Source organism: Pseudomonas sp. R5-89-07, assembly GCF_003851685.1.
Lineage (GTDB): Bacteria > Pseudomonadota > Gammaproteobacteria > Pseudomonadales > Pseudomonadaceae > Aquipseudomonas.
Window position 1 is genome coordinate 5,592,499 of the sequence record NZ_CP027727.1, and the last position, 15,719, is coordinate 5,608,217.

Genomic DNA, 15,719 nt, shown 5'->3' on the forward strand with positions numbered 1-15,719 from the left:
ACGCTCATGAGTCGTTTGGCTATTTTCCTATTGACCGCCTGCCTGGGCGCCAGCGCCATGGCCGCGGACGCTATCGACGCGAACCGCAAGAAAGACTTCGGCGATATCACCGTTCACTACAACACCTTCACCTCAAGCTTCCTGTCTCCGGAAACCGCCCAGAACGTCGGCGTGGTGCGCAGCAAGGAAAAGGGCTTGATCAATGTGACCGTGATCAAGGGCGTAACCCCTGTCACGGCCCAAGTAACCGGCACCATCAAGGACTTGGGCGGCAAGAGCGAGATCCTGACGTTCAAGCAAATCGAAGAGAAAGGCGGGGTCAGCTACCTCGCGCCCTACTCCGTGACCCAGCGCGAATACAAGACGTTTACCATCAACGTTGAAACCGGCGGCAAGGCCCATGGTTTCCAATTCAACCAAGAACTGTTTCCGGCCGAATGATGAACCTGACTCAACTCGTACTGGCCAGCCATAACGCCGGCAAACTCAAAGAACTGCAGGCCATGCTCGGTGACGCCGTGCAACTGCGCTCGATCGGTGAGTTCAGCCAGGTCGAACCGGAAGAAACCGGCCTGTCATTCGTCGAGAACGCCATCCTCAAGGCACGCAACGCCGCACGCCTCTCCGGCCTGCCGGCCCTGGCGGACGACTCGGGCCTGGCGGTGGACTACCTCGGTGGCGCACCGGGCATCTATTCGGCACGCTACGCCGACGGCAAGGGCGACGCGGCGAACAACGCCAAGCTGCTCGACGCACTCAAGGATGTACCGGACGCGATGCGCAGTGCGCAGTTCGTCTGCGTGCTGGCACTGGTGCGTCATGCGGACGACCCGCTGCCGATCCTCTGCGAAGGCTTGTGGCACGGGCGCATCCTGCATGCTGCCAGTGGTGAGCATGGCTTTGGCTACGATCCACTGTTCTGGGTGCCGGAGCGCAACGTCTCCAGCGCCGAACTGAGCCCGGCCGACAAGAACCAGATCAGCCACCGCGCCCGCGCAATGGATTTGCTGCGCCAACGCCTGAGCCTGAAATGACCCACGACACCCAGGCGCTGCCACTGATCCACGGTGGCGCGCAAACCCCTCGGGCGGCGCTGCCTGTGCTGCCGCCCCTGGCGCTGTACATCCATATCCCATGGTGCGTGCGCAAGTGCCCCTACTGCGACTTCAACTCCCACACCGCCAGCAAGGTGTTGCCGGAAGAAGAGTATGTGGACGCATTGCTGGCGGACCTGGACCGGGACCTGCACGCCGTCTATGGCCGGGCGCTGAGTTCGATCTTCTTTGGCGGCGGCACCCCGAGCCTGTTCAGTGCTGCGGCATTGGGGCGGCTGCTCAAAGGCGTGCAAGCGCGCATCCCGTTTGCCGACGATATCGAAATTACCCTGGAAGCCAATCCCGGCACCTTTGAACAAGAGAAGTTCGTGGCGTATCGCGCGCTGGGAATCAACCGCCTGTCCATCGGCATCCAGAGTTTCCAGCAGCAAAAGCTCGAAGCCCTGGGCCGCATCCACAACGGCGATGAAGCCATACGCGCCGCAGATATGGCACGCCAGGCCGGGTTCGACAACTTCAACCTGGACCTGATGCACGGCTTGCCCGATCAGTCCCTGGACGATGCCCTGGCCGACCTGCGCCAAGCCATTGCACTCAAGCCGACGCACTTGTCCTGGTACCAACTGACCCTGGAACCCAACACCGTGTTCTGGAACCAGCCACCTGCGCTGCCGGAAGACGACACCCTGTGGGACATCCAGGAAGCCGGCCAGGCGCTGCTCGCCGAGCACGGTTACGCGCAATATGAAGTGTCGGCCTACGCCCAACCGGGTCGCCCGGCGCGGCATAACCTCAATTACTGGAGCTTTGGCGACTTCATCGGTATCGGCGCGGGTGCCCACGGCAAGCTCAGCCATCCGGACGGGCGCATCGTTCGCACCTGGAAAACCCGTGCCCCGAAGGACTACCTCAACCCGGCCAAAAGCTTCCAGGCCGGAGCGAAAGAGCTGACCAATGAAGAGCTGCCGTTCGAGTTCCTGATGAACGCCCTGCGCCTCACCGAAGGCGTTGACGCCAAGCTGTACGCCGAGCGCACCGGCCTTGAGCTGGCGAGCCTCGACGAAGGCCGCCGCGAAGCAGAACAAAGTGGCTTAATGCAGGTCGAACCGTCACGCCTGGCGGCGACCGACCGCGGGCAACTCTTTCTCAATGACCTGCTGCAAAAGTTTTTGAGCTGATCGCTCTTAAGGAAATCGAATGGATTTGGTACTCGACCTGCTCGCCACCGTGTCCCGCTGGAGCCGCAGCAACCTGTCGGAAATCTCCCTGGCCCTGGTCGGTTGCTTGCTGGTGCTGTTCGGCGCCGACATCAAAGGCTGGGTCGAAGCGCGCCTGGGCAGCATCGCTGGCGCCCTGCGCGTACCGCTGATGGCGTTGGTGTGCATGATCGGCAGTGGTGCCGCGTTGATCTACGCCACGCCGTGGATTGTGCGCGGGTTGAGCCAGTTCAATAACTACAGCCTGGCGCCGGTGCTGGTGGTGGTACTGGTGTTGATTGGCGTCGTCGCCGACCGCCGCTGACCTCAAACCCAACACAAAACCAATGTGGGAGGGGGCTTGCCCCCGATGACGGTGGGCCAGCCAAGAATTACCAGGCTGATACACCGCTATCGGGGGCAAGCCCCCTCCCACATTTTTACTGCATTTCAACGGTGCAGGCGGGTTACGCCAGCTTTTCGAACTTCAAATCCCAGACCCCATGCCCCAACCGCTCGCCACGGCGTTCGAACTTGGTGATCGGACGCTCTGGAGGACGCGGCACGCATTTGCCGTCTTCAGCGATGTTGCGGTAGCCCGGCGCGACATTCATCACTTCCAGCATGTATTCGGCATACGGTTCCCAGTCGGTGGCCATGTGCAGGATGCCGCCCACCTTGAGCTTGCTGCGCACCAGTTCCGCGAAGGAGGCCTGGACGATGCGGCGCTTGTGGTGACGAGCCTTGTGCCATGGGTCGGGGAAGAACAGCATCAGGCGGTCGAGGCTGTTGTCGGCGATGCAGCGGTTGAGCACTTCAATCGCGTCGCAGTCGTACACCCGCAGGTTGGTCAGGCCCTGGGTCAGCACGCCGTTAAGCAGCGCACCGACGCCTGGGCGGTGCACTTCCACACCGATGAAGTCCTGGTCCGGCGCGGCTGCCGCCATTTCCAGCAGGGAATGCCCCATGCCGAAGCCGATTTCCAGGGAACGCGGGGCCGAACGACCGAACACCTGGTCGTAGTCCACCGGGGCGTCGGCCAGGGGCAATACGAACAGTGGCGTGCCCTGCTCCAGGCCCTTTTGCTGGCCTTCGGTCATGCGACCGGCGCGCATCACGAAGCTCTTGATGCGGCGGTGCTTGGACTCGTCGCCCGCTTCCAGGGTGTTCGGCGTTTCGTTTGATTCAGTCATCAATAGCTCTTACTTGATCAGGCCATCCAGCGGCGAAGAGGCGCTGGCATAGAGTTTTTTCGGCATGCGCCCGGCAAGGTAGGCCAGGCGGCCCGCGACGATCGCGTGTTGCATGGCTTGGGCCATCATGATCGGTTGCTGGGCATGGGCGATGGCCGAATTCATCAGCACCGCGTCGCAGCCCAGCTCCATGGCGATGGTTGCGTCGGAGGCCGTGCCCACGCCCGCATCCACCAGCACCGGGATCTTGGCTTCTTCAAGGATGATCTGCAGGTTGTAGGGGTTGCAGATACCCAGGCCGGAGCCGATCAGACCCGCCAGCGGCATCACCGCGATGCAGCCGATTTCCGCCAGCTGGCGAGCGATGATCGGGTCATCGCTGGTGTAGACCATCACGTCAAAGCCTTCCTTGACCAGGGTCTCGGCGGCCTTGAGGGTTTCGATCACGTTGGGGAACAGAGTTTTCTGGTCGGCCAGCACTTCCAGCTTCACCAGGTTGTGGCCGTCGAGCAGCTCACGGGCCAGGCGGCAGGTGCGCACAGCCTCGATGGCGTCATAGCAGCCGGCGGTGTTCGGCAGGAAGGTGTAGCGGTCCGGCGACAGCACTTCGAGCAGGTTCGGCTCGCCCTCGATCTGACCGAGGTTGGTACGACGTACGGCGAAGGTCACGATTTCGGCGCCCGAGGCTTCGATGGCCAGACGGGTTTCTTCCATGTCGCGGTATTTGCCAGTGCCGACCAGCAAACGGGACTGGTAGGTATGACCAGCCAGGACGAAGGGCTTGTCGCTACGAACAATGCTCATGGGAATTCTCGCAATGGGTGAGGTTTCGCAGAATGCGTAAGGGCTGGGCGACTAGCCACCGCCGATGGCGTGGACCACTTCGACTTGGTCACCTTCTTTGAGCGCGGTACTGGCATGCTGGCTGCGCGGGACGATATCCAGGTTGAGTTCCACTGCGACACGACGCCCGGTGAGGTCCAGGCGGGTCAGCAGGGCCGCAACGGTTTCACCGTCGGGCAATTCAAAGGGGTCGCCGTTCAACTGAATGCGCATGCCGCAGGCCGCCATCGTTTTTAGGGGCCGGCATTCTAACGCGATTGGAACCTGTAGGTCAGCTCCAAGCGTCAAGCGGTCAGTTGCAGGCGCCAGGCGAGCAAGCCGAGGAAGAACCAGCCGAGCAGGAACGCCAGGCCGCCAAACGGCGTGATGATGCCGAGCTTGCTGATCCCGGTCATCGTCAACACATACAGGCTGCCGGAGAACAACAGGATCCCGACCACAAATGAGATACCCGCCCAGGTGACCAGTCGGCCGGGAATGTGCGCGGCCAGCAGCGCCACGCCAAACAAAGCCAGGGTGTGCACCAGTTGATAAGTCACACCAGTGTGAAAGATCGCCAGGTATTCGGCGCTCAGGCGGTTCTTCAGGCCGTGGGCGGCGAAGGCGCCCAGGGCAACGCCGGTGAAACCGAAAAAAGCAGCCAGCATCAGAAAGCTACGCAGCATCAGGAACTCCAGTCAGACTCATCGGGCAGGGTCTGTATAATGGCCCGCTCAACGGGTTCGGCCAAGCCATCTCTATGCTGCGTATCCTCTTCAAACGCTTTCTCAACGTCGTCAAATGGTTCGCCATCGGCAGTGTGCTGCTGGTGCTGCTGTTTCGCGTCGTACCGCCGCCGTTCACCGCGCTGATGGTGGAGCGCAAGGTCGAATCCTGGATCGACGGCGAGCCTATCGACCTGCAGCGCAGCTGGGTGTCGTGGGACGAGATTTCCGGTGACCTCAAGGTGGCGGTGATGGCCGGTGAAGACCAGCGCTTCCCGCAGCACTGGGGTTTTGACTTTGGCGCGATCCAGGCAGCAATCGTGCATAACGAGCGCGGCGGTTCGATCCGGGGCGCCAGTACGTTGAGCCAGCAGGTGTCGAAGAACCTGTTCCTGTGGGCCGGCCGCAGTTACCTGCGCAAGGGCCTGGAGGCCTGGTTTACCGGGTTGATCGAAGTACTGTGGCCCAAGCAGCGCATTCTTGAGGTGTACCTCAACAGCGTGGAATGGGATGAGGGCGTATTCGGGGCAGAGGCAGCGGCGCGGCATCATTTCGGAGTGAGCGCCAAGGGGCTTTCGCGACAGCAGGCCAGCTACCTGGCGGCCGTGTTGCCGAATCCGCGAGTGTGGAGCGCCAGTCATCCGACCGCATACGTAGCGCGGCGCGCGGCGTGGATTCGCCAGCAGATGAGTCAGCTCGGCGGGGATGGCTACCTGGCGGAGCTCAACAACTCCCGCAAGGCTCCCTGGTCCGACTGACGCAACACAAAAAAATGTGGGAGGGGGCTTGCCCCCGATAGCGGTGGATCAGTCACATTGGTGTTGACTGACACTCTGCCATCGGGGGCAAGCCCCCTCCCACAATGTTAAGCGGCGATCGACAGCTTCAGCTTGTTCATCGCGCTTTTCTCAAGCTGACGAATCCGCTCGGCCGACACGTTGTACTTCTGCGCCAGGTCGTGCAGCGTGGCTTTTTCTTCTGCCAGCCAACGCTGGTAGAGAATGTCACGGCTGCGGTCGTCCAGCACTTCCAGCGCTTCGTGCAGGTTGTGATTGGAGTTGTCGCTCCAGTCGGCGTCTTCCAGCTGACGCGCCGGGTCGTACCGGTGGTCTTCCAGGTAGTTGGCCGGCGATTGGAAAGCGCTGTCGTCGTCTGCTTCGGCAGCCGGGTCGAAGGCCATGTCATGGCCGGTCAGGCGGCTTTCCATCTCGCGCACTTCACGGGGCTCCACACCGAGGCTTTCGGCCACACGGTGGACTTCCTCGTTGTTCAGCCACGCCAAGCGTTTCTTCTGGCTGCGCAGGTTGAAGAACAGCTTGCGCTGGGCCTTGGTGGTCGCGACCTTCACGATGCGCCAGTTGCGCAGGATGAACTCGTGAATTTCCGCCTTGATCCAGTGCACAGCAAAAGACACCAGGCGCACACCCATTTCCGGGTTGAAGCGCTTCACCGCCTTCATCAGGCCGACGTTGCCTTCCTGAATCAGGTCAGCCTGGGCCAGGCCGTAGCCGCTATAGCTACGGGCGATATGTACGACAAAACGCAGGTGGGCGAGCACCATCTGCCGAGCCGCCCCCAAATCCTGCTCATAGTAGAGACTCTCGGCCAGTTCACGCTCCTGCTCGGGCGTCAGCAATGGAATGCTGTTGACCGTGTGCACATAGGCTTCCAGGTTCGCACCCGGGACCAAGGCATAAGCAGGTTGCAAAGAAGTGGTCATACGAAAAAACCTCCGACTCACATAACTCGTGCAGTTCAGCACTGCGAAAATTGACCGGGAACCGTAGGACAAGTTCCCTAAACCACTGATACGGTCAATACAAACGAAACCACATTACCCTGACATTAACTACTTCGGTGCCAGCTCACGTAAATGCCGTGCGACCGCAATCCACGCACCGATATACCCCAACAAGACCGCGCCGAGCAAGAGGCTCAGACCATCGGCTACCGGCACGCCGGCCAGGGCGAAATCGCTGCCGTACAAACCGGCAAGCCCGATAACCGCGTCGTTCAGCCAGTCGAGGCCAAAGGCCAGCACGCCCCAGGATAAAATCCCGGCACCAAAGCCATAAAGCGCGCCCATGTACAGAAAAGGACGACGCACATAGCTGTCCGTGCCGCCGACCAGTTTAATCACTTCTATCTCGGTGCGACGGTTTTCAATATGAAGACGAATGGTATTACCTATCACCAAAAGTAATGCAGACACCAACAACACGGTCAACCCGAACACAAAGCGGTCACCCAGCTTGAGGATCGCGGCCAGGCGCTCTACCCAGACTAGATCAAGTTGAGCCTGTTGCACCTTGGGCATCTCTGCGAGTTTTTGTCGCAGGGCACCCAGGGCCGGCTTGTCCACTTCATTTGGCGTTACCAGCACCACGCCCGGTAGCGGGTTCTGCGGCAGCTCCTTGAGCGCCTCACCCAGGCCGGATTGCTGCTGGAACTCCTCAAGCGCCTGATCGCGGCTGATGTACTCGGCATCCGCTACGCCGGGCAGATTCTTGATGTCGTCGCGCAGCCCCTCGCCTTCCTTGGTGCTGGCGTCGAGGTTGAGGTACAGCGAAATCTGCGCCGCGCGCTGCCAGGAACCGCCCAGGCGCTCCACATTATTGAGCAGCAACGACAAACCCATCGGCAGGCTCAGGGCCACGGCCATCACCAGGCAGGTGAAAAAGCTGCCGATCGGCTGCTTGCCCAGGCGGCGCAGGCTGTCGAGCAGGCTGGCGCGATGGCTTTCGATCCAGGCACGCAACAACGTGCCGAAGTCCGGGCCGTCGTCTTCGTCGTGTTTTTTCTTTTTCGGTTGCGGATCGGCCGGTTTCGGCGCTACGCGTTCGGATACTTTAGGACTGCGTGTCGCACTCATACGCCAGCCTCCCCGTCACCAATCAGACGACCGCGTTGCAGGGTCAGCATGCGATGGCGCATGCGGGCAATCAGCGCCAGGTCATGGCTGGCGATCAACACGCTGGTGCCCAGCCGGTTGATGTCTTCGAACACCCCCATGATCTCGGCCGCCAGGCGCGGGTCGAGGTTACCGGTGGGCTCATCCGCCAGCAGCAAGGCCGGGCGGTGGACAATGGCGCGAGCAATACCGACGCGCTGTTGCTGGCCGGTAGACAGGTCGCCGGGGTACAGGTCGGTCTTGTCCGACAGCGCCACGCGCTCCAGGGCCGAATCCACTCGCTTGATGATCTCGGCCTTGGACAGCCCGAGAATCTGCAGGGGCAAGGCAACGTTGTTGAACACCGTGCGATCGAACAGCAACTGGTGGTTCTGGAACACCACGCCGATCTGTCGGCGCAGGAACGGGATCTGCGCGTTGCTGATGGTGGCCAGGTCCTGCCCCGCCAGCAGCAGCTTGCCGGTGGTCGGGCGCTCCATGGCCAGCAACAGGCGCAACAAGGTGCTTTTACCGGCGCCGGAGTGGCCGGTGACGAACAAGAACTCGCCGCGCCGTACTCGAAAGCTCAGCTCATGCAAGCCCACATGCCCGTTGGCGTAGCGTTTACCGACCTGTTCGAATCGAATCATGAACGCTCCCGCTCGGCAAACAGTGCCTGTACAAAGGGTTCGGCTTCAAAGGTGCGCAGGTCGTCGATGCCTTCACCGACGCCGATATAACGAATCGGCAACCCGAACTGTTTGGCCAGGGCGAAAATCACACCGCCCTTGGCCGTGCCGTCGAGCTTAGTCAATGCCAGGCCGGTCAGTTGTACCGTCTGGTTGAATTGCTTGGCCTGGCTGATGGCGTTCTGCCCGGTGCCGGCGTCCAGCACCAGCAGCACTTCATGGGGGGCGTCGGCGTCGAGCTTGCCGATCACGCGGCGGACTTTTTTCAGCTCTTCCATCAAATTGTCTTTGGTGTGCAGGCGACCGGCGGTATCGGCGATCAGCACATCGATGTTACGGGCCTTGGCGGCCTGCACGGCGTCGAAGATCACCGAAGCAGAGTCGGCACCGGTGTGCTGGGCGATCACCGGGATCTTGTTGCGCTCGCCCCACACTTGCAGTTGCTCGACGGCAGCCGCACGGAAGGTGTCGCCGGCGGCCAGCATGACTTTCTTGCCTTCGGACTGCAGCTTTTTCGCCAGTTTGCCGATGGTAGTGGTTTTGCCGGCGCCGTTGACGCCGACGACCAAGATCACGAACGGTTTCTTCGGGGTGATCACCAGCGGCGCTTCAACGGGCTTGAGCATGGCGGCCAGCTCGGCCTGCAAGGATTTGTACAGCGCGTCGGCGTCGGTCAGTTGCTTGCGTGCGACCTTCTGGGTCAGGCTCTGGATGATCACGGCGGTGGCTTCGACGCCCACGTCTGCGGTGAGCAGGCGGGTTTCGATGTCCTCAAGAAGCTCGTCATCGATGGTTTTCTTGCCGAGGAACAGGCTGGCCATGCCTTCGCCGATACTGGCGCTGGTTTTGCTCAGGCCTTGCTTGAGGCGAGCGAAAAAGCCGGTCTTGCTGGTTTCAGCGGCCGGTTCTTCGACGACGACAGGCGCCGCAACCACTGCCGGCACAGGGGCTTGGACGGCAGGTGACGCCGGGGCGACTGCCTGTACAGGCTCGACCACGGCGGGAATCGGCGACGTTACGTGTTCGACCTGCACATCCTCAACCAGCGCCACCGGTTCTTCAGCCACCGGCAGTTCCGGCCACGGCTTGTGCTCTGGCTCTGGCTCTGGCTCTGGCTCTGGCTCCACGGCAGGCTGCAGCACCGGCTCGGCCATCGGCAACACCGTCGGCGCCGGTGTTTCGGCAACCGGTTCGGCTTCTACTATAGGCGCGGGGATGGATTCAGGCTGGACCTGCGGCTGTTCGACGACGGTTTCCTGCGGCTTTTTGCGCAGCCATCCGAACAGGCCTTTTTTCTCGCCAGCCGCAGCTGGGGTCTTCTTGTCGTCGTTGGAACCAAACATGGAGACGGCTATCTCAAGGTAGCGACGCGCCAGCAGGCGCTTCGGTAAATAAAATTCGATGCGTAACAGACTGTTTTTTAGCCAGCTCGTTCATGCGCAACATTTTGTAAGGCCAAAATAGAGCCTTAACAAGACAGCCACAGTGGCCGTCCCTAGGTCGGATCAGTATCCTAGCACCTCCTCGCCCGCCGACGCTAAGACCAAGCGGGCAGTCCAACAGGTTTAAAAACGAATGAATGCTCTAGCCCGCCGCGCCGCAGGCCTGCTGTTCGGTACAGTTTGTCTGCCTCTTTCAGCCCTGGCTGCCGATCCACAACCCACCCATGAGTTCACGCTGGACAACGGCCTCAAAGTTGTCGTGCGTGAAGATCATCGCGCGCCCGTGGTGGTTTCCCAGGTCTGGTACAAGGTGGGTTCGAGCTACGAAACCCCGGGCCAGACCGGCTTGTCCCATGCCCTGGAACACATGATGTTCAAGGGCAGCGCCAAGGTCGGCCCCGGCGAAGCCTCGCTGATCCTGCGCGACCTGGGCGCCGAAGAAAATGCCTTCACCAGTGACGACTACACCGCGTACTACCAGGTGCTGGCCCGCGACCGCCTGGGCGTGGCCTTTGAACTGGAAGCCGACCGCATGGCCAGCCTGCGCCTGCCGGCCGATGAGTTCAGCCGCGAAATCGAGGTAATCAAGGAAGAGCGCCGCCTGCGCACCGACGACAACCCGATGTCCAAGGCCTACGAGCGCTTCAAGGCCATGGCCTTCCCGGCCAGCGGCTATCACACGCCCACCATCGGCTGGATGGCCGACCTGGAACGCATGAAGGTCGAGGAACTGCGCCACTGGTACCAGGCCTGGTACGTGCCGAACAACGCAACCCTGGTGGTGGTCGGCGACGTCACCCCAGACGAGGTGAAGACCCTCGCCCAGCGCTACTTCGGCCCGATCCCCAAGCGCGACGTACCGCCCGCCAAGGTCCCGATGGAGCTGGCCGAGCCCGGCGAGCGCCTGCTGACCCTGCACGTGCAAACCCAGCTGCCCAGCGTGTTCCTGGGTTTCAACGTGCCCGGCCTGGCCACGGCCGAAGACAAGCGCTCGGTACAGGCCCTGCGCCTGATCTCGGCCCTGCTCGACGGCGGTTACAGCGCGCGCATCTCCGAGCAGTTGGAGCGTGGTGAAGAACTGGTCTCGGCCGCTTCCACCGATTACGACGCCTATACCCGTGGCGACACCCTGTTCATGCTGACCGCCACGCCCAACCAGCAGAAGAAAAAGACCGTCGCCCAAGCCGAAGCCGGCCTGTGGCGCTTGCTGGAAGAACTCAAAGCCAAGCCGCCAACCGCCGAAGAGCTGGAGCGCATCCGAGCCCAGGTGATTGCCGGCGTGGTCTACCAGCGTGACTCCATCACCAGCCAGGCCACGTCCATCGGCTCGCTGGAGACCGTCGGCCTGTCCTGGAAGCTGATGGACACCGAGCTTGCCGACCTGCAAAGCGTGACCCCGGAAGACATCCAAAAGGCTGCGCGCACCTATTTCACCCGCGAACGTCTGAGCGTCGCCCATGTTTTGCCTGAGGAGACCGCTCATGAGTGACCGCAAAAGCAATCGCCTGATTCTGCCCGGCCTGATCGCCGTGACCCTGGTCGCGGCCAGCGCCGTATACCTGTTGCGCCCCAGCGAGTCGGTCGCCAGCCAGGCCCTGGACAAGGCCCAATCGACCAGCAAGCTGCAATCGCTGGCGGAGCTGGACGGCAAGGCCCCCACCAACCGCAAGCTCGATGTGCAAACCTGGACCACCGCTGAAGGCGCCAAGGTGCTGTTTGTCGAAGCACACGAGCTGCCGATGTTCGACGTGCGCATCCTGTTCGCCGCCGGCAGCAGCCAGGACGGCAACGTACCGGGCCTGGCCTTGATGACCAACGCCATGCTCAACGAAGGTGTGCCGGGCAAGGACGTCAGCCAGATCGCCAGCGGCTTCGAAGGCCTGGGTGCCGACTTTGGTAATGGCGCCTACCGCGATATGGCGCTGGTGTCCCTGCGCAGCCTGAGCGACAGCGACAAGCGCGATGCGGCACTCGCGCTGTTCGATGACGTGATCGGCAAGCCGACGTTCCCGGCCGACTCACTGGCACGCATCAAGAACCAGATCCTGGCCGGCTTCGAATACCAGAAGCAGAACCCCGCCAAGCTGGCGAGCATCGAGTTGTTCAAGCGCCTGTATGGCGACCACCCCTATGCCCACCCAAGCGAAGGCACGCCTGAAAGCGTTCCGGCCATTACCGTGCAACAGCTGCAGGCGTTCCACGCCAAGGCTTACGCAGCCGGCAATGCCGTGATCGCGGTGGTGGGCGACCTGACCCGCGCCGAAGCCGAAGCCATGACCGCCAAGGTCTCCGCCGCGCTGCCCAAGGGGCCGGCCCTGGCGAAGATTGCCCAGCCAACCGAGCCAAAGGCCGGCCTGAGCCGCATCGAGTTTCCCTCCAAGCAGACGCACCTGCTGTTCGCCCAGTTGGGCATCGATCGCGCCGACCCGGACTACGCGGCACTGTCTCTGGGCAACCAGATTCTGGGCGGTGGCGGCTTCGGTACGCGGCTGATGAGCGAAGTGCGCGAAAAACGCGGCCTCACCTACGGCGTGTACTCCGGTTTCTCGCCGATGCAGGTACGTGGTCCGTTCATGATCAACCTGCAGACCCGCGCCGAAATGAGCGGCGGTACGCTGCGCCTGGTCGAAGACGTCGTGGCAGACTACCTCAAGACCGGCCCCACCCAGAAAGAGCTGGATGACGCCAAGCGCGAACTGGCCGGCAGCTTCCCGCTGTCCACCGCCAGCAACGCCGATATCGTCGGGCAACTGGGCGCCATGGGTTTCTATAACCTGCCGCTGAGCTATCTGGAAGATTTCATGAAACAATCCCAGGCCCTGACCGTAGAGCAGGTCAAGGCGGCCATGAACAAACATTTGAGCGCCGACAAGATGGTCATCGTGACCGCCGGCCCGACGATTGCGCAGAAGCCACTACCGCCCCCCACTGATAAACCCGCCGAGCAGCCGCTCGGGGTTCCGGAGCATTAATGGCCAGTTCATCTCGCCCGAAAAAACCCGTCCACAACGTGCATAACGGTGTGGGCCAACTGCGCATCATTGGCGGTGAATGGGGCAGCCGCAAGCTGAGCTTCCCCGATGTCGTGGGCCTGCGCCCGACGCCGGATCGCGTGCGCGAAACCTTGTTCAACTGGCTTGCGCCGTACATCGGCGGCGCCAAGGTGCTCGACCCGTTTGCGGGCAGTGGCGCGTTGTTCCTGGAGGCGCTGTCCCGTGGCGCGTCCCAGGCACAGGCGCTGGACGCGAGCAATGTGGCGGTGTCCAGCCTCAAGGAACACCTGGGCACGTTGCGCTGCACCAACGGCCAGGTGCAAACCGCCGACGCGTTGCGCTACCTGGAAACCCAGACGGCCAGCGAATACGACGTGGTGTTCCTCGACCCGCCGTTCAACCAGAACCTGCTGCCGACCGTGTGCGCGTTGCTGGAAGAACGCCAATGGCTGGCGCCGGATGCGTGGGTCTACACTGAAAGCGAGACGGCGCCTTCGACGCTTGGCCTGCCGGGGAGCTGGCGCTTGCACCGTGAGCAGAAGTCCGGGCGGGTCTATTACGCGTTGTGGCACCGCACCCTGTAGGAGCGAGCTTGCTCGCGAAGGTCGAACAGGCGGCACGGGCGGCCTGATAGCGCTGCGTTATCGTTAACGTTTTTCGCGAGCAAGCTCGCTCCTACTGGAGCCAGGGCAGGCTCGTCCGGCAGCGAGTATTTCATGACTGCACCTGTGGACCGCTTCAAACCCGCTTTCGGCCTGGGCAACCCCCATCTGCAAACGCTGTGGGGGCCGCTATGGCGCCCCACCACTCATATCGAGCGCCAGCGCGAACGCCTGTGGCTGGAAGACGGCGACTTTCTGGACCTCGACTGGCATGGCCCCCATGACGTGCAAGCGCCCCTGGTGCTGGTGCTGCACGGGCTGACCGGCTCACCCAATTCGCCCTACGTCGCCGGCCTGCAAAAAGTCCTCGGCGAACAGGGCTGGGCCAGCGTGGCGTTGAACTGGCGCGGCTGTTCGGGCGAGCCAAATTTATTGGCCCGCAGCTATCACTCAGGGGCCAGCGAAGATCTGGCCGAAACGATAGCCCATCTGCGTGCCAAGCGGCCGTTGGCGCCGCTGTATGCGGTGGGTTATTCCCTGGGCGGCAACGTGCTGCTCAAGCACCTGGGGGAAACCGGCGAAGCCTCCGGCCTGCATGGCGCGGCGGCGGTGTCGGTACCGTTTCGCCTGGATCAATGTGCAGACCGTATCGGTCTGGGCTTTTCGCGGATCTATCAGAAGCACTTCATGCGCGAGATGCTGGCCTATATCCGCATCAAGCAGCGCCAGTTTTTGCAGGACGGCCGGCAAGACGGGCTCAACGCCTTGGAGGCGTTGGGTTCGCTGGAGAAAATGCGCACGTTCTGGGATTTCGATGGGCGTGTGACTGCGCCGCTGCACGGCTTCCTCAATGCCGAGGATTACTACCGCCGTGCTTCAAGTCGCTATTACCTGGGCGCTATTCGTACGCCAAGCCTGATTATCCAGGCGGCGGACGACCCGTTCGTGTTCGCCCATAGCCTGCCCGAAGCCAGTGAGTTATCAGACTGTACCGAGTTCGAGCTGACGGCCAAGGGCGGGCATGTCGGGTTTGTCGATGGTTCACTGAAGCGCCCAAGCTATTACCTGGAGCGGCGCATCCCCCAATGGCTACTGACACAACACAGCTAAAAAAATGTGGGAGGGGGCTTGCCCCCCGATTGCAGTGGGTCAGCTAAAGATAAGCCGACTGATCGACCGCTATCGGGGGCAAGCCCCCTCCCACATTTGGATTGGGTTTACATACCAAATCATTTAGCCGCCAGTTGCAATTTCCCTCGCAGGATCGGTAATCCACTCACTCCACGACCCCGCATACAACTTACCCAACGGGTACCCCGCCAGACTCAGGGCGAACAAGTTGTGGCACGCCGTCACACCCGAACCGCAATACGCCACCAACTCATCCGGCGACCGCCCTTGCAACTGCGCGGCAAACCGCTGCTTGAGCTGCTCAGCCGGTAAAAAGCGGCCATCGCTGCCCAGGTTTTCATTGAACGCCGCGCACTGCGCACCGGGGATATGCCCGGCAACTGGATCGATTGGCTCCACATCGCCGCGAAAACGCGCCTGGGCACGCGCGTCGATCAAGGTCATGCCCGGTTCGCCCAGGCGCTTGTGCAACTGCTCGGCATCCAGTACCAAACAATCATCCGGTGTACCAGCAAACGTGCCGGGCTCGACCAACGGCGCATCCAGGCTCAACGGGAAGCCCGCCGCATGCCAGGCCTTGAGACCGCCGTCCAGGATGAACACGCCGTCGCGCTTGCCGAGCCAGGCCAGCAGCCACCATGCCCGAGCCGCAAAAGCCCCTGGCCCATCGTCATACAGCACCACGTCGGTGTCCGCGCTGATGCCCCACGCCTGCAATTGCTCAATCAGTGCATTCGCTGCCGGCAGCGGGTGACGGCCCGTCGTGCCCTTGATCACCGGGCCGCTCAGATGGCGTTCCAGGTCGGCATATTGCGCCCCTTCGATATGCCCTTCGGCATAGCTGCACAGCCCGTAATCCGGGTCTTCCAGGGCAAAGCGGCAATCGAGTATCACCAGCCCGGCCGCTTTCTGACGCTCGGCTAATGACTGGGGGGTGATCAGTTGGGCAAGCGGCATGACTGACTCCTGCAAATACAAAGG

Annotated in this window: 18 protein-coding genes; 9 read left to right on the forward strand and 9 right to left on the reverse strand. The window is 62.1% G+C overall.

Annotated features, from left to right (window positions below; genetic code table 11):
* Positions 1-6: 6 nt before the first annotated feature.
* From C4J94_RS25670 to C4J94_RS25685, 4 genes are read left to right on the forward strand one after another with little or no spacing between them, the layout of a single operon-like run.
* On the forward strand, positions 7-441 hold the full coding sequence (locus C4J94_RS25670; protein WP_124388601.1) for a DUF4426 domain-containing protein: 435 nt from the start codon (positions 7-9) through the stop codon (positions 439-441).
* Positions 438-1,034: an RdgB/HAM1 family non-canonical purine NTP pyrophosphatase gene (gene rdgB, locus C4J94_RS25675; RefSeq protein ID WP_124388602.1), complete on the forward strand. Its 597-nt coding sequence runs from the start codon at positions 438-440 to the stop codon at positions 1,032-1,034. The genes C4J94_RS25670 and rdgB overlap by 4 nt, the downstream gene beginning before the upstream one ends.
* Positions 1,031-2,233: a radical SAM family heme chaperone HemW gene (gene hemW / locus C4J94_RS25680; protein WP_124388603.1), complete on the forward strand. Its 1,203-nt coding sequence runs from the start codon at positions 1,031-1,033 to the stop codon at positions 2,231-2,233. Before rdgB ends, hemW begins: the two co-directional genes overlap by 4 nt.
* Positions 2,234-2,252: 19 nt before the next feature.
* Positions 2,253-2,576 (forward strand): DUF3392 domain-containing protein, encoded by a 324-nt coding sequence (locus tag C4J94_RS25685; protein ID WP_016972961.1) that lies wholly within the window; start codon positions 2,253-2,255, stop codon positions 2,574-2,576.
* A 142-nt stretch (positions 2,577-2,718) separates the two neighbouring features.
* On the opposite strand, the gene trmB is transcribed toward C4J94_RS25685, so the two are convergent.
* From trmB to C4J94_RS25705, 4 genes are all read right to left on the reverse strand, one after another.
* Positions 2,719-3,444, reverse strand: coding sequence for a tRNA (guanosine(46)-N7)-methyltransferase TrmB (gene trmB / locus C4J94_RS25690; RefSeq protein WP_124388604.1), 726 nt, complete (start codon positions 3,442-3,444; stop codon positions 2,719-2,721).
* Positions 3,445-3,453: 9 nt separating this feature from the next.
* A complete protein-coding gene (locus C4J94_RS25695) occupies positions 3,454-4,248 on the reverse strand; it encodes a thiazole synthase (RefSeq protein ID WP_124388605.1) in 795 nt (264 codons plus the stop codon).
* A gap of 51 nt (positions 4,249-4,299) precedes the next feature.
* Positions 4,300-4,500: a sulfur carrier protein ThiS gene (gene thiS, locus C4J94_RS25700; RefSeq protein ID WP_124388606.1), complete on the reverse strand. Its 201-nt coding sequence runs from the start codon at positions 4,498-4,500 to the stop codon at positions 4,300-4,302.
* Positions 4,501-4,571: 71 nt separating this feature from the next.
* Entirely contained in the window at positions 4,572-4,952 is a 381-nt protein-coding gene (locus tag C4J94_RS25705) for a DUF423 domain-containing protein (RefSeq protein WP_124388607.1), read from the reverse strand.
* Positions 4,953-5,026: 74 nt separating this feature from the next.
* Between C4J94_RS25705 and mtgA the strand changes: the two genes are divergently transcribed.
* Positions 5,027-5,749 (forward strand): monofunctional biosynthetic peptidoglycan transglycosylase, encoded by a 723-nt coding sequence (gene mtgA / locus C4J94_RS25710; RefSeq protein ID WP_124388608.1) that lies wholly within the window; start codon positions 5,027-5,029, stop codon positions 5,747-5,749.
* A 107-nt stretch (positions 5,750-5,856) separates the two neighbouring features.
* Here mtgA and rpoH read toward each other — a convergent pair whose 3' ends face one another.
* From rpoH to ftsY, 4 genes are all read right to left on the reverse strand, one after another.
* Positions 5,857-6,711, reverse strand: coding sequence for an RNA polymerase sigma factor RpoH (gene rpoH / locus C4J94_RS25715; RefSeq protein WP_003176698.1), 855 nt, complete (start codon positions 6,709-6,711; stop codon positions 5,857-5,859).
* Between the two features lie 129 nt (positions 6,712-6,840).
* Positions 6,841-7,863, reverse strand: a complete 1,023-nt coding sequence (ftsX, locus tag C4J94_RS25720) for a permease-like cell division protein FtsX (protein WP_124388609.1) — start codon at positions 7,861-7,863, stop codon at positions 6,841-6,843.
* Positions 7,860-8,531 (reverse strand): cell division ATP-binding protein FtsE, encoded by a 672-nt coding sequence (ftsE, locus tag C4J94_RS25725; RefSeq protein WP_003176700.1) that lies wholly within the window; start codon positions 8,529-8,531, stop codon positions 7,860-7,862. Before ftsE ends, ftsX begins: the two co-directional genes overlap by 4 nt.
* Complete coding sequence (ftsY, locus tag C4J94_RS25730) at positions 8,528-9,913, reverse strand: signal recognition particle-docking protein FtsY (protein ID WP_124388610.1); 1,386 nt, start codon at positions 9,911-9,913, stop codon at positions 8,528-8,530. Before ftsY ends, ftsE begins: the two co-directional genes overlap by 4 nt.
* A gap of 232 nt (positions 9,914-10,145) precedes the next feature.
* Here ftsY and C4J94_RS25735 point away from each other — a divergent pair, with 232 nt between their 5' ends.
* The 4 genes from C4J94_RS25735 (at position 10,146) to C4J94_RS25750 (ending at position 14,717) form a co-directional block, all read left to right on the forward strand.
* Entirely contained in the window at positions 10,146-11,501 is a 1,356-nt protein-coding gene (locus tag C4J94_RS25735) for a pitrilysin family protein (RefSeq protein WP_124388611.1), read from the forward strand.
* A complete protein-coding gene (locus C4J94_RS25740) occupies positions 11,494-12,984 on the forward strand; it encodes a pitrilysin family protein (protein WP_124388612.1) in 1,491 nt (496 codons plus the stop codon). Before C4J94_RS25735 ends, C4J94_RS25740 begins: the two co-directional genes overlap by 8 nt.
* On the forward strand, positions 12,984-13,589 hold the full coding sequence (gene rsmD, locus C4J94_RS25745) for a 16S rRNA (guanine(966)-N(2))-methyltransferase RsmD (protein WP_124388613.1): 606 nt from the start codon (positions 12,984-12,986) through the stop codon (positions 13,587-13,589). The genes C4J94_RS25740 and rsmD overlap by 1 nt, the downstream gene beginning before the upstream one ends.
* A gap of 132 nt (positions 13,590-13,721) precedes the next feature.
* Positions 13,722-14,717, forward strand: coding sequence for a hydrolase (locus tag C4J94_RS25750; RefSeq protein WP_124388614.1), 996 nt, complete (start codon positions 13,722-13,724; stop codon positions 14,715-14,717).
* A 123-nt stretch (positions 14,718-14,840) separates the two neighbouring features.
* Here the strand turns inward: C4J94_RS25750 and C4J94_RS25755 are convergent, their stop codons facing one another.
* Positions 14,841-15,695: a sulfurtransferase gene (locus C4J94_RS25755; protein WP_124388615.1), complete on the reverse strand. Its 855-nt coding sequence runs from the start codon at positions 15,693-15,695 to the stop codon at positions 14,841-14,843.
* Positions 15,696-15,719 lie beyond the last annotated feature (24 nt).

Coding starts and splice junctions, on each gene's coding strand:
- C4J94_RS25670 (WP_124388601.1), top strand. CDS start 7: ATGAGTCGTTTGGCTATTTTCCTATTGACCGCCTGCCTGGGCGCCAGC.
- rdgB (WP_124388602.1), top strand. CDS start 438: ATGATGAACCTGACTCAACTCGTACTGGCCAGCCATAACGCCGGCAAA.
- hemW (WP_124388603.1), top strand. CDS start 1,031: ATGACCCACGACACCCAGGCGCTGCCACTGATCCACGGTGGCGCGCAA.
- C4J94_RS25685 (WP_016972961.1), top strand. CDS start 2,253: ATGGATTTGGTACTCGACCTGCTCGCCACCGTGTCCCGCTGGAGCCGC.
- trmB (WP_124388604.1), bottom strand. CDS start 3,444: ATGACTGAATCAAACGAAACGCCGAACACCCTGGAAGCGGGCGACGAG.
- C4J94_RS25695 (WP_124388605.1), bottom strand. CDS start 4,248: ATGAGCATTGTTCGTAGCGACAAGCCCTTCGTCCTGGCTGGTCATACC.
- thiS (WP_124388606.1), bottom strand. CDS start 4,500: ATGCGCATTCAGTTGAACGGCGACCCCTTTGAATTGCCCGACGGTGAA.
- C4J94_RS25705 (WP_124388607.1), bottom strand. CDS start 4,952: ATGCTGCGTAGCTTTCTGATGCTGGCTGCTTTTTTCGGTTTCACCGGC.
- mtgA (WP_124388608.1), top strand. CDS start 5,027: ATGCTGCGTATCCTCTTCAAACGCTTTCTCAACGTCGTCAAATGGTTC.
- rpoH (WP_003176698.1), bottom strand. CDS start 6,711: ATGACCACTTCTTTGCAACCTGCTTATGCCTTGGTCCCGGGTGCGAAC.
- ftsX (WP_124388609.1), bottom strand. CDS start 7,863: ATGAGTGCGACACGCAGTCCTAAAGTATCCGAACGCGTAGCGCCGAAA.
- ftsE (WP_003176700.1), bottom strand. CDS start 8,531: ATGATTCGATTCGAACAGGTCGGTAAACGCTACGCCAACGGGCATGTG.
- ftsY (WP_124388610.1), bottom strand. CDS start 9,913: ATGTTTGGTTCCAACGACGACAAGAAGACCCCAGCTGCGGCTGGCGAG.
- C4J94_RS25735 (WP_124388611.1), top strand. CDS start 10,146: ATGAATGCTCTAGCCCGCCGCGCCGCAGGCCTGCTGTTCGGTACAGTT.
- C4J94_RS25740 (WP_124388612.1), top strand. CDS start 11,494: ATGAGTGACCGCAAAAGCAATCGCCTGATTCTGCCCGGCCTGATCGCC.
- rsmD (WP_124388613.1), top strand. CDS start 12,984: ATGGCCAGTTCATCTCGCCCGAAAAAACCCGTCCACAACGTGCATAAC.
- C4J94_RS25750 (WP_124388614.1), top strand. CDS start 13,722: ATGACTGCACCTGTGGACCGCTTCAAACCCGCTTTCGGCCTGGGCAAC.
- C4J94_RS25755 (WP_124388615.1), bottom strand. CDS start 15,695: ATGCCGCTTGCCCAACTGATCACCCCCCAGTCATTAGCCGAGCGTCAG.